At 71.3% G+C, this 12,551-nt stretch carries 10 protein-coding genes and 1 tRNA gene; 9 read left to right on the top strand and 2 right to left on the bottom strand.

Features of this window, described 5'->3' with window-relative positions:
• Positions 1 to 50 precede the first annotated feature (50 nt).
• From pth to OO014_RS17220, 4 genes are all read left to right on the top strand, one after another.
• Positions 51 to 635, top strand: coding sequence for an aminoacyl-tRNA hydrolase (gene pth, locus OO014_RS17235; protein WP_272463555.1), 585 nt, complete (start codon positions 51 to 53; stop codon positions 633 to 635).
• Between the two features lie 100 nt (positions 636 to 735).
• Complete coding sequence (gene mfd / locus OO014_RS17230; protein ID WP_272463553.1) at positions 736 to 4,365, top strand: transcription-repair coupling factor; 3,630 nt, start codon at positions 736 to 738, stop codon at positions 4,363 to 4,365.
• 33 nt (positions 4,366 to 4,398) lie between these two features.
• The gene (locus OO014_RS17225) at positions 4,399 to 4,935 is read left to right on the top strand and encodes a hypothetical protein (protein WP_272463552.1); all 537 of its coding nucleotides are present in this window, start codon (positions 4,399 to 4,401) and stop codon (positions 4,933 to 4,935) included.
• The gene (locus OO014_RS17220) at positions 4,932 to 5,936 is read left to right on the top strand and encodes a MazG family protein (protein ID WP_272463551.1); all 1,005 of its coding nucleotides are present in this window, start codon (positions 4,932 to 4,934) and stop codon (positions 5,934 to 5,936) included. Before OO014_RS17225 ends, OO014_RS17220 begins: the two co-directional genes overlap by 4 nt.
• Before the next feature lie 67 nt (positions 5,937 to 6,003).
• Here OO014_RS17220 and OO014_RS17215 read toward each other — a convergent pair whose 3' ends face one another.
• Complete coding sequence (locus OO014_RS17215) at positions 6,004 to 7,482, bottom strand: sugar transferase (RefSeq protein ID WP_272463550.1); 1,479 nt, start codon at positions 7,480 to 7,482, stop codon at positions 6,004 to 6,006.
• Positions 7,483 to 7,770: 288 nt separating this feature from the next.
• Between OO014_RS17215 and eno the strand changes: the two genes are divergently transcribed.
• The 4 genes from eno to OO014_RS17195 are packed head-to-tail and all read left to right on the top strand — an operon-like array spanning position 7,771 to position 11,321.
• Positions 7,771 to 9,066, top strand: coding sequence for a phosphopyruvate hydratase (gene eno, locus OO014_RS17210; protein ID WP_272463549.1), 1,296 nt, complete (start codon positions 7,771 to 7,773; stop codon positions 9,064 to 9,066).
• Positions 9,067 to 9,097: 31 nt separating this feature from the next.
• On the top strand, positions 9,098 to 9,763 hold the full coding sequence (locus OO014_RS17205) for an FtsB family cell division protein (RefSeq protein ID WP_272463548.1): 666 nt from the start codon (positions 9,098 to 9,100) through the stop codon (positions 9,761 to 9,763).
• The gene (locus OO014_RS17200; protein WP_272463547.1) at positions 9,760 to 10,338 is read left to right on the top strand and encodes a DUF501 domain-containing protein; all 579 of its coding nucleotides are present in this window, start codon (positions 9,760 to 9,762) and stop codon (positions 10,336 to 10,338) included. Before OO014_RS17205 ends, OO014_RS17200 begins: the two co-directional genes overlap by 4 nt.
• Before the next feature lie 2 nt (positions 10,339 to 10,340).
• Positions 10,341 to 11,321 (top strand): Ppx/GppA phosphatase family protein, encoded by a 981-nt coding sequence (locus OO014_RS17195; protein WP_272463554.1) that lies wholly within the window; start codon positions 10,341 to 10,343, stop codon positions 11,319 to 11,321.
• 1 nt (position 11,322) lies between these two features.
• On the opposite strand, the gene OO014_RS17190 is transcribed toward OO014_RS17195, so the two are convergent.
• Positions 11,323 to 11,396, bottom strand: a tRNA-Leu gene (locus OO014_RS17190).
• A gap of 187 nt (positions 11,397 to 11,583) precedes the next feature.
• Between OO014_RS17190 and OO014_RS17185 the strand changes: the two genes are divergently transcribed.
• Positions 11,584 to 12,462: a Bax inhibitor-1/YccA family protein gene (locus OO014_RS17185; RefSeq protein WP_272463546.1), complete on the top strand. Its 879-nt coding sequence runs from the start codon at positions 11,584 to 11,586 to the stop codon at positions 12,460 to 12,462.
• The last annotated feature ends 89 nt before the right edge of the window (positions 12,463 to 12,551 follow it).

The raw sequence follows: 12,551 nt of genomic DNA, 5'->3' as shown, positions 1-12,551 counted from the left end.
CACCCCGAGCACGTTCTGCGCCTGATCACCGCGACCCACCGAGGAACGTCATGGACACCTGGCTCGTCGTCGGACTGGGCAACCCCGGCCCCGCCTACGCCGGCAACCGGCACAACGTCGGCGCGATGGTCGTCGAGGAGCTGGTCGCCCGCCACCGCCTCGGGTCGTTCAAGACGCACAAGGCGCGGGCGAGGGTCGTCGAGGGCCGGTTCCGGGTGCCGGGGCCGAAGATCGTCCTCGCAGTGCCGCTGACCTACATGAACGTCTCCGGCGGTCCGGTGGCCGGGCTGATGAGCTACTTCGACGTGCCCGTCGAGCGGCTCATCGTGATCCACGACGAGCTCGACATCGACGCCGGGCTGGTCCGGCTCAAGCAGGGCGGCGGCGAGGGCGGCCACAACGGCCTGCGCTCGATCAGCCAGTCCGTCGGCTCCAGGGACTATCTGCGCGTGCGGGTCGGGATCGGTCGCCCACCGGGTCGGCAGGACCCCGCGGACTACGTCCTGCGCGACTTCGGCAAGCAGGAGAAGGCCGAGCTGCCCTTCCTCCTCGACGAGTCGGCCGACGCGGTCGAGGCGCTCGTCGAGGTGGGTCTCCTCGACGCGCAGCAGCGCTTCCACGCGCCGCGTCCCTGAAACACCGTGGCCGTATGCCGCTGAGCTCGCTCCCAGCGCCGGCTCCCTCGTGCGCCTCCCGCAGTTCCCGTCCCGGAGCGGCCCTAGACTGGAGGATCTGATGCCTCACGCACTCCTGCCCGCGTTCCGGGCGCTCCCCGATGTCCAGGCCGTCCTCGATCAGGTCGGTCGCGCACGCCTCGTCGACGTCTCCGCCTCGGACGGGACCCGGCCGTTCCTCGTCGCCTCCCTCGCCGGGCGGATGGCCAGCCTCGCACAGGACGGGGGCGCCGCGGGTGGCGCCGCTCCCGTTGTCGTGGTCACCGCGACGACCCGGGAGGCGGAGGACCTCGCGACGGCGCTCGGTGCCTTCCTCCCCGCGGACGGGATCGCGGTCTTTCCCAGCTGGGAGACGCTGCCGCACGAGCGCCTGTCCCCGCGCAGCGACACGGTCGGCCGTCGGCTGGCCGTGCTGCGCCGGGTCTCGCACCCCGACCCCACCGACGCGAGCTACGGCCCGCTGTCCGTGGTCGTCGCGCCGGTGCGTGCGCTCCTGCAGCCGGTCACGAAGGGGCTCGGCGAGCTCGTGCCGGTGCAGCTGCGTGCCGGTGACGAGCGACCCCTCGAGGACGTCGTCGACGCACTTGCGGCTGCTGCCTACACGAGGACCGATCTCGTCGAGCGCCGCGGGGAGTTCGCCGTCCGGGGCGGCATCCTCGACGTCTTCCCGCCGACCGAGGAGCACCCGGTCCGCGTGGAGTTCTGGGGCGACACCGTCGAGGAGGTCCGCTGGTTCAAGGTCGCCGACCAGCGCTCCCTCGAGATCGCCGATCACGGGCTCTGGGCCCCGCCGTGCCGCGAGGTGCTGCTGACCCCGCAGGTGCGGGCCCGGGCCAAGGCCCTGGCCGACCAGCTGCCGGGGGTGGCCGACATGCTCAGCAAGGTCGCCGAGGGCATCGCGGTGGAGGGCATGGAGTCCCTCGCCCCGGCGCTCGTCGACGGCATGGAGTCGGTGCTCGACGTCCTGCCCGCCGAGTCGCTCATCGTCGTGGCCGACCCCGAGCGGATCCGCCGTCGTGCGCACGACCTCGTCGCGACGAGCGCGGAGTTCCTCGAGGCGAGCTGGGCCAACGCCGCGGCCGGCAACGACGTCCCGGTCGACCTGCAGTCATTGCTCGGGTCTGCCTCCTACTGGACCCTGGCCGAGGTGCGGGGCCATGCCCTGGCGCACGGCCGTCCGTGGTGGACCGTGACCCCCTTCGCCGCGGACGAGGCCCTCGAGATCGAGGACGACGACGTCGACGCGCGCCTCAGCATCGGGACGACCGACTCGGAGGCCTTCCGGGGCGACACCGGTCGGGCCGTGGACCACCTGCGCGGACGGGTGGCCGACGGCTGGACCGTGGCGGTCGTCACTGAGGGACCGGGTCTGGCCAAGCGTGTCGAGGAGGTGCTCCGCGACGAGGAGGTGCCGGTCCGGCTCCTCGCCGACGGCGCCGTCGAAACCGGCGTCGTGTCCGTGTGCACGGCTCCGCTGGGTCGCGGCTTCGTCCACGAGGCGGGGCGCCTCGAGGTGCTCACCGAGACCGACCTGACCGGCCAGCCCGGCGGTGGGACGTCCACCAAGGACATGCGCCGGATGCCGTCCCGGCGCCGCAACCAGGTCGACCCGCTGCAGCTGCGGCCCGGCGACCACGTCGTCCACGAGCAGCACGGCGTCGGCCGGTTCGTCGAGATGATGCAGCGGACCGTGGCCGGGGCCACCCGCGAGTACCTCGTCATCGAGTACGCCGCCTCCAAGCGCGGCCAGCCGGGGGACCGCCTGTACGTCCCGACCGACCAGCTCGACCAGGTGACGAAGTACGTCGGCGGCGAGGAGCCGACGCTCAACAAGATGGGCGGCTCCGACTGGACCAAGACCAAGTCGCGGGCCAAGCGCTACGTCAAGCAGATCGCCGCCGACCTCATCCGGCTCTACAGCGCCCGGCAGGCGACGAAGGGGCACGCGTTCGGCCCCGACACCCCGTGGCAGCGCGAGCTCGAGGAGGCCTTCGCCTACGTCGAGACCCCCGACCAGCTCTCCAGCATCGACGAGGTCAAGGCCGACATGGAGAAGCAGGTCCCGATGGACCGGCTCATCTGCGGTGACGTCGGCTACGGCAAGACCGAGATCGCCGTGCGCGCCGCCTTCAAGGCGATCCAGGACGGCAAGCAGGTCGCCGTCCTCGTGCCGACGACGCTGCTCGTCAGCCAGCACCTGCAGACCTTCTCCGACCGCTACGCGCAGTTCCCGGTCACCGTCAAGGCGCTCTCCCGGTTCCAGACGGACAAGGAGGCCAAGGAGGTCCTGGACGGGCTCGCTGACGGCCGCATCGACCTCGTCATCGGGACGCACCGCCTGCTCGCGAAGGACATTCGCTTCAAGGACCTCGGCCTCGTCGTCGTCGACGAGGAGCAGCGCTTCGGCGTCGAGCACAAGGAGCTGCTCAAGACGATGCGCACCGCCGTGGACGTGCTGTCCATGTCGGCGACCCCGATCCCGCGGACGCTCGAGATGGCGGTGACCGGCATCCGGGAGATGTCCACGTTGGCCACCCCGCCGGAGGAGCGCCACCCGGTCCTCACCTTCGTCGGCGCCTACGACGAGAAGCAGATCACCGCCGCGATCCGCCGCGAGCTGCTCCGCGAGGGCCAGGTCTTCTTCATCCACAACAAGGTCAGCAGCATCGAGAAGGCGGCGGCCCGGTTGCGCGAGCTCGTGCCCGAGGCCCGGATCGCCACGGCCCACGGCAAGATGGGCGAGCACCGGCTGGAGCAGGTCGTCGAGGACTTCTGGCAGAAGCGGTTCGACGTGCTCGTCTGCACGACGATCGTCGAGACCGGCCTCGACATCTCCAACGCCAACACCCTGGTCGTCGAGCGGGCCGACATGCTCGGCCTCTCCCAGCTGCACCAGCTGCGCGGGCGGGTCGGCCGAGGCCGAGAGCGGGCCTACGCCTACTTCCTCTACCCGCCGGAGAAGCCGCTGACGGAGACCGCGCACGACCGGCTCCGGACCATCGCGAGCCACACCGACCTCGGGGCCGGCATGCAGGTGGCCATGAAGGACCTCGAGATCCGCGGTGCCGGCAACCTGCTCGGTGGCGAGCAGTCCGGTCACATCGCCGGGGTCGGCTTCGACCTCTACGTCCGGCTCATCGGCGAGGCGGTCGCCGACTTCCGCGGCGACGGCGAGGCCCCGCCGGCGGAGATCAAGATCGAGCTGCCCGTCGACGCGCACCTGCCGCACGACTACGTGCCGGGGGAGCGGCTCCGGCTCGAGGCCTACCGGAAGCTCGCGACGGTCGAGTCCTTCGACGCCGTCGACGAGATCGAGGCAGAGCTGCGCGACCGCTACGGCGCTCCACCCAAGCCCGTCGAGAACCTCCTCGAGGTGGCCCGGCTGCGCGTCGTCGCCCGCAAGGCGCGGATCGGCGACATCGGCGTGCAGGGCAAACACGTCCGGTTCGGCCCCGTCAAGGACCTGCGCGAGAGCCAGCACCTGCGCCTCATGCGGCTCTACCCGGGCACGATCGTCAAGGAGGCCCTCGGGACGATCCTCGTGCCGGCCCCGATGACGGCGCGGGTCGGCGGGAAACCCCTGCGTGACGTCGAGGTCCTGAGCTGGGCCCGGCAGCTGATCACCGCGGTGCTCCTCGACGACATCGCAGCCGCGGCAGGCGCCTCCGCGGCCGCCGCGACCGCCCCGTAAGATGACACCCGGATCCGCCCTAGGAGGAGTCAAGTGAAGCAATCGTCGGTCCGCGCCCGGTCATCCAAGCGCGTCGCAGCGGCCGCTCTCGTGGGGTTGACGTCCGTCACCCTGCTCGCCGGCTGTGGCTTCGAGGCCAGGCAGCAGGGCGCCGCCGTCGTCAACGGCGAGGTCATCCACGAGGACGAGGTGGCGGAGACCGCGCGCCAGCTTCGCGACGCGAAGTTCGACTTCCCGGAGAACATCGTCGTGACGGCCCTCGTCGCCGCGCCGCTCCTCGAGGACGCCATCAGCGAGTCCAAGAGCTGGGAGCCCGACGCGACCTACGCGAGCGCGATCGCGGCGATGCCGGGCGCCACCGAGACGACGAAGGAGTTCGTCGCGGCGGTGGCCCTGATCCAGTCGGGGCGGATGACCGAGCAGGACGTCCAGCGTTACCGGGACAACCTCGCGAAGGCCGACATCGACGTCAACCCCCGCTACGGCGACCTGCTCCGCTCCGAGGAGGGCCCGGTCTTCTTCACGATCGGCCAGAAGCAGCCGAACTGGATCGTCGCACCGAGCGAATGACCGGTTCGCCGAGCGAGTACGACCCCGACGACCGCCGCGTCGTCCTGCTCGTCTCGACGCCCCGTGTCGCCCCGGGCGTCCTGACCCGCGACGCCTGGGCGGCGCTCGCCGCCGCACGCGAGGTGTGGGCTGCTCCCGACGAGCCGCAGGCCGAGGCCATCGCCGAGACCGGGGTCGACGTGGCCCTGCACGACCGGACCGACGTGCCCTCGCTCGCGCGCGAGATCGTTGCCGCCGCCGACGACGGCACCGTCCTCTGGGTCGGGTCGGCCGACGGGGACCCCGGCCTCAACGAGGCCATCGCCACCGAGGTCAGCCGGTTGCCCGAGCCGCCCGACGTCGAGGTGCTCGTCGGGGCCTACGACCTCCCCGGCTCCCGCCTGCTCGACGTCGTCGCCGTGATGGACCGGCTCCGGTCACCCGGCGGGTGCCCGTGGGACGCCGAGCAGACCCACCAGAGCCTCGTGCCCTACCTGCTCGAAGAGGCGCACGAGGCGGTCGAGGCGCTCGAGAGCGGCGACACCGACCACATGCGGGAGGAGCTCGGCGACCTGCTCCTCCAGATCGCCTTCCAGTCCCGGGTCGCCGAGGAGCACCCGAGCGCTCCTTTCGACATCGACGACGTCGCCGGGGGCCTGGTCGAGAAGCTGGTCCGCCGGCACCCGCACGTCTTCGCCGACGTCGACGCCGATACCCCCGAGGCGGTCGAGGCCAACTGGGAGACCATCAAGGCGGCAGAGAAGGAGCACCGGCTCCACCCGGTCGAGGGCGTCCCGGTGAGCCTGCCCGCGCTGGCCCGCGCCGAGAAGTACGTCAGCCGGCTCGAGAAGGCCGGCCGGTCGGACCTGCTCGACGAGGCCGAGGCCGCCGACGACCTGGGCGCCCAGCTGCTCGCGATGGTCCGCCTGGCCAAGGCATCCGGCGTCGACGCCGAGGGAGCCCTGCGCGAGACCCTGCGCCAGCTCGCGGCGGCGAGCGAGGATCGACCAGCCGCGGAGTGAGCCGCGATCGGGGCAGCGAGCCCAGCGGCATACAACGCGCTCGGGGTTGGCTGGCGACCGGTACGGGTCAGTAGGCGCCGCGTGAGCCGAGGACGGCGCGGAGGGTCTTGATGACGATCGACAGGTCCTGCACGAGCGACCAGTTGTCGACGTAGTAGAGGTCGAGACGCACCGTGTCCGCCCACGACAGGTCGCTCCGGCCGGACACCTGCCAGAGGCCGGTCATGCCGGGGCGGACATGAAGGCGGCGCTGGACGTCGGGGGAGTAGCGCCGGACCTCGGCGGGCAGGGCGGGGCGCGGGCCGACGAGGCTCATGTCGCCCGCGAGGACGTTCCACAGCTGCGGCAGCTCGTCGATGGAGTAACGGCGGATGAAGCGTCCCACCGGGGTGATCCGCGGATCCCGCTGTGCCTTGAAGAGGACGTGCTCGGGGTCGTCACTGAGCTGCGTGAGCCCCGGCAGCTGCGCCTCGGCGTCAACCACCATGCTGCGCAGCTTGAGACACTCGAAGAGGTTGCCGTCGCGCCCCACCCGGGTCTGCCGGAAGAGGACCGGTCCACGGTCGTGGAGCTTGATGGCGATGGCGACCCCGGCCACGAGCGGGAGCGTCAGGACGAGGCTGGCCGACGCCCCGACGAGGTCGAAGAGGCGCTTCAGGCCCCGGCTGGCGCCGAGGCTCTGTGGCTGCTCGACGTGGACGAGCGGCAGGCCCCCCACCGGCCGCATCATGATGCGGCCGGAGGAGATGTCACTCAGGCTCGGCACGACGGCCATCTGCACGTGGTGGCCCTCGAGGTCCCAGGCGATGCGCCGGAAGTCGGTCGACGACGCGAACGCCCCCTCGGTGAACACGACGAGATCCGCCTCGTGGTCGCGAGTCGCCAGCGCGGTGTCGGTGCTCAGCCCCACGACCGGGACGCCCCGCGGCGTCGTCGTCAGCTGCTGGGAGGGCGGCAGGAGGGCCCCGACGATCCGATAGCCCAACCAGGACTCCCGGTCGAGGACCGCGGCGACCTCGTCGACGTGACCTGCCGACCCCGCGATGAGGACCTTGGTCAGCAGGTGCCCGTGCAGGTGCAGGCGGTGCACGACGCGGCGGGCCGACCACCGCCACAGCAGGAGCAACGGGACGCCGATGACGAACAGGAGCACGAAGAAGCCGCGCGAGAGGTTGAACTTCGCCAGGTAGCTCATGATCCCGATGAGGCCCGCAGTCATGCCTGCCGCCCCGAGCACCCGGCCGTACTCCGCGGTGCCCACGCCGAGGTCCGTGCTGCGGTAGGTGCCGATCACCAGGTTGACGAGCATCCAGCCGAGGACGATCCACAGGCCCACGGCCTGCGCGACCTCCGGGATGTCCTCCGTCGCGCGGAAGATCGTCAACCGGTCCCGGCCCACCGCCGCGAGCACCGCGGCCAGCACGATGAACGCCAGGTCGCCGAGGCCCAGGCCGAGCTGGAGGGCCCGCACGCTTCGGGTGCGGTTGGTGTAGGGCTGGGCCACCGGGCGAGACGCGACGTCCGGCATCACGCCGGCTTCGTGCACGGACTGGACCATGTCTGGATGAACACCCAACCCCGGCGCGGCGGCGCCGACCCTGTGTAGAGAACGCTCTTCCCCCCGAGCGAACCCTTGAGAGTATGCCCCGAGACGGGGGACAGCGGCAAAGAAACGTCCAGAAAAGGTTGGTCACAGTCTCGACGAGTGGTCTGCCCGCATGCCGGGTCGGTCGTCGAGAGGAGCCCGGCGACGGACTACGCTCGGGACGTCACAACCCTCACAACGCCGTGAGCATCGACAGCCCGACCGGTTCGACCGACCACAGGAGCAAGAGTGGCCACCATTGAGGAGATTGGCGCCCGCGAGATCCTTGACTCGCGCGGAAACCCCACCGTCGAGGTCGAGATTCGTCTCGACGACGGGACGTTCGCCCGGGCGGCCGTGCCGTCGGGCGCGTCGACCGGGGCGTTCGAGGCGGCGGAGCGTCGCGACGGCGACAAGGGCCGCTACCTCGGCAAGGGGGTCGAGCAGGCCGTCGACGCCGTGATCGAGCAGATCAACCCGCGACTGGTCGGCTACGACGCGAGCGAGCAGCGGCTCATCGACGCCGAGATGATGACGCTCGACGGCTCCTCCAACAAGGAGAACCTCGGCGCCAACGCCATCCTCGGCGTCTCCCTCGCCGTCGCGCACGCCGCGGCCGAGTCGGCCGGACTGCCGCTCTTCCGTTACGTCGGTGGGCCCAACGCCCACGTCCTGCCCGTGCCGATGATGAACATCCTCAACGGCGGCTCGCACGCCGACACCAACGTCGACATCCAGGAGTTCATGATCGCCCCCATCGGGGCGCCGACCTTCCGCGAGGCCCTGCGGTGGGGCACCGAGGTCTACCACTCCCTCAAGAAGGTCCTGCACGACCGGGGCCTGTCCACCGGCCTCGGTGACGAGGGCGGCTTCGCGCCCAACCTCGAGTCCAACCGCGCCGCCCTGGACATCATCGTCGAGGCGATCACCGCTGCCGGCTACGTGCCCGGCAAGGACATCGCCCTCGCGCTCGACGTCGCCGCGTCCGAGTTCCACCAGGACGGCTCCTACTCCTTCGAGGGCGCCGCCAAGTCGGCCGACGAGATGATCGACTACTACGCCGAGCTCGTCGACTCCTACCCGCTCGTGTCCATCGAGGACCCGCTCAACGAGGAGGACTGGGACGGCTGGAAGGCCATCACCGAGCGCCTCGGGAGCAAGGTGCAGCTCGTCGGTGACGACCTCTTCGTCACCAACCCGGAGCGGCTCGGCCGCGGGATCCAGACCGGGACCGCCAACGCCCTTCTCGTCAAGGTCAACCAGATCGGCACGCTCACCGAGACCCTCGACGCGGTGACGCTCGCCCAGACCAACGGCTACCGGTGCATGATGAGCCACCGTTCCGGCGAGACCGAGGACGTCACCATCGCCGATCTCGCGGTCGCGACGAACTGCGGCCAGATCAAGACCGGCGCCCCCGCCCGGTCCGAGCGCGTCGCCAAGTACAACCAGCTGCTCCGCATCGAGGAGGAGCTGGACGACGCCGCCGTCTACGCGGGTGTCGGCGCGTTCCCGCGCTTCGACGCCTCGCGTTACGAGGGCTGAGGCCCCGCTCGGCCGGTCACTGGGAGGACTGATGCCAGACCGCACCCCGTCCCGCTCGGGCGGCAACGACCGATCCCGGTCCAGCCGTGGCCCGGCGGGCGGGGCGCGGTCCGGCGCGCCGCGAAGTGGAGCCCCGCGTAGCGGCGCGCCGCGCAACAGCGGCCCCCGCACCGGCCCCACCCGCACGGGTCCGGCCCGAGGGGCGCCCGCCTCGGCTCGGCCGGGGCCGGGCAAGGAGCGGCCGGCGCTCGCCGCCCGGGCGCGCAGCCGCCCACCCGAGCCGCCTTCCCAGTCGACGACCTGGATCCGAGGCGCGATCCTCCTGGGCATCGTGGTGATGCTCGCGGTGACCCTCGTGCCGACGTTGCGCTCGGTGATCCAGCAGCGCAACGACACGTTCGCACTCCAGGAGCGGGTGGCCCAGCAGACGCTGACGGTCGAGGAGCTCCAGAAGGAGGCGGCGCTCTGGAAGGACCCGAAGTACATCGAGGAGCAGGCCCGCAAGCGGTTGCGGTTCGTCCGGGTGGGTGACCGCGCCTACTCCGTCACCGGCCTCACTGCAGATCAATCAGAGGAGCAGAGCGTGCAGGACCCGATCGTCGCCGCACCCATGGCGAACGAGTCGTCGCCGTGGTATGGCAAGCTCTGGCAGTCCGTCCAGATCGCCGACCGCCCGACGGCTGGGTTGTCCCGATGACGGCTCCTGAGTCACTCGAGGCGGATCTGCGCGCCGTCGAGCGGCAGCTCGGGCGTCCGGCCCGGGGCGTTGCCGAGGTGGCCCACCGGTGCCCGTGCGGCGAGCCCGACGTGCTCCGGACCGAGCCCCGGCTTCCCGACGGGACGCCGTTCCCCACGACGTACTACGCGACCTGCCCCCGGCTGACCGGCGCCATCAGCACCCTCGAGACGGAGGGCGTCATGAAGGAGATGTCGAGCCGGCTGGCCGAGGATCCCGAGCTGCGCGCCGCCTACGAGCAGGCTCACGAGCACTACCTGGCCCGGCGGGGCGAGCTCGGCGAGGTGCCCGAGATCTCCGGTGTCTCGGCCGGGGGCATGCCGACGAGGGTCAAGTGCCTGCATGTGCTCGTCGCCCACTCGCTCGCGGCCGGCCCCGGCGTCAACCCGCTCGGCGACGAGGCGCTCGAGATGCTCAGCGACTGGTGGGTTCCCACCTCGTGCGCGGCGCTCCACGCCGCAGAGGACGCAGCAGAGGACGCCGCAGAGGACGCCGCGGAGGACGCAGCGGACGCCGCCGGGCGGACGGCCCCGTGACGGTGCGCGTCGGGGCGATCGACTGCGGCACCAACTCCATTCGTCTGCTCGTCGCCGACGTCGACCCCGTGGCGGGGGAGCTGCGTGACGTCACGAGACGGATGGAGGTCGTCCGCCTCGGTCTCGGCGTCGACCGCACCGGAGTCATCGCCCCGGAGTCGATGGACCGCACCCTCCGGATGGCCCGGACCTACGCGGCCCAGTGCCGAGAGCTCGGCGCCGAGCAGGTGCGGTTCGTGGCGACGTCGGCCTCCCGCGACGCCCGCAACGCCGCCGACTTCATCGAGGGCGTGCGCGCTGCCTTCCACGACCACTGGGGCGCCGACGTCCTGCCCGAGGTGGTCACGGGCCACGAGGAGGCGAGCCTGTCCTTCCGCGGTGCCACCGGAGGGCTCGCCGCCCACGGCGTGCCGGGCCCCTGTCTGGTCGTCGACCTGGGCGGCGGCTCCACCGAGTTCGTCCGGGGGACGGCCGACGTCGATGCCGCCAGGTCGGTCGACATCGGGTGTGTCCGCATGACCGAGCGTCACCTGCACTCCGACCCGCCGACCCAAGCCGAGATCGAGGCGGCCACGGCCGACATCGACCAGGCCATCGACGAGGCCGCGCGGACCGTGTCGCTGACGGGAGTCGGCGCTCTGGTCGGACTCGCCGGCAGCGTCACGACGGTGACGGCCCACGCGCTGCAGCTGCCGACCTATGACCCGGCCCGCATCCACCTGTCCCGGCTGCCCGTCGACCAGGTCCTGGAGGCCTGCAGCGACCTGCTCCGGCGCACACACGCCGAGCGGGCGGCCCTGCCGTTCATGCACGAGGGTCGGGTCGACGTCATCGGCGCCGGTGCCCTCGTCTGGCGGCGGATCGTGGAGCGAGTCGCCGCGGAGTCCGGCATCACCGAGGTGGTCACGTCCGAGCACGACATCCTGGACGGCATCGCCCTGTCCGTCGCGACGGCGCACGACCCGAGCCGCCCGGCCGACTGAGTACCCCCGCAGGGACTCGAACCCTGACTCGGGCGATTTTAAGTCGCCTGCCTCTGCCAATTGGGCTACGGGGGCGGAGCCCTCAGTATGCCGTGCACGTGGCGGGGGCGCCGCACCGGTCACGGTTGCGTCTCGGCGGCGATCTTTCCGGCAGAACGGACGCTTCGGGAACTCAGGGGGCCACCCCGAACGCTTAGGGTGGTAACAGTCGCCACGCTCACCGAACTGGCGTGGCCCCAGGTGCTGGGGAGGCACGAGACACATGGCAGGTGGAAACCCGGTCTTCGACCGGATCGACAAGCAGCTCCAGCAGGAGCGTTACGCGGGCTTCGGCGCGCCGCGCCGAGAGCAGGGCCCGATGGGCGGGACCCAGGCGGCCACGACCGGCTACGCCGCGCAGGACGCCATGACGGCGGAGCAGCTCAACGACCTCTACGCGCGCCAGGCCGCCGGCCCGGTCGACACGGGACGCGTCACGCTCGACGACGTGATCGTCAAGAGCCTCGTGCTCTTCGCGGTGACGCTCGCCTCGGCTGGGATCTCCTGGTTCATGGTCGACGGCGACCCGGGCCTCATCTCGCCGCTGTGGCTCGGTGGCATGTTCGGCACGCTCATCCTCGGCTTCGCGATGATGTTCATGAAGAACATCCCGACGCCGCTCTACTTCGTCTATGCGGTCGTCCAGGGTCTCTTCCTCGGCGCGTTCAGCTACTTCCTCGACGCGCGCTACGGCGGTGGGCTCATCCTCACCGCGGTCGTCGCGACCTTGAGCGTCTTCGTGGCGATGTACGCCGGCTACGCGACCGGCCTGATCAAGGTCACCGACAAGTCGCGCCGCATGTTCGTCTTCATGATCGCCGGCTACGCGCTCTTCTCGATCATCCAGGTCGTCCTGCTCATGACGGGCGTCATCGACGGGTGGGGCTTCGGTGGCAGCGGCCCGCTCGGCATCGGCCTCAGCCTCCTCGGTGTGGGCCTCGCGTCCTACTCGCTCGCCGTCGACTTCGACTCGATCGACAACGCCGTCCGCGTCGGTGCGCCGCAGAAGTACTCGTGGCTGCTCGCGCACGGCCTCATCGTGTCCGTCGTGTGGCTCTACATCGAGATCGCCCGCCTCCTCGCGCGCCTGCGCGACGCGTGACGATCACTCCCTGATCGACCGTGGGGTCACCTGTTCCGCAGGAGGTCTCCGACGAGCTACGGCGCGTGGTCGAGCGGTGGCGTCAGCTG

Source organism: Intrasporangium calvum, assembly GCF_028446585.1.
GTDB lineage: Bacteria > Actinomycetota > Actinomycetes > Actinomycetales > Dermatophilaceae > Intrasporangium > Intrasporangium calvum_A.
This window is presented reverse-complemented; position numbering and strand designations above follow the sequence as displayed.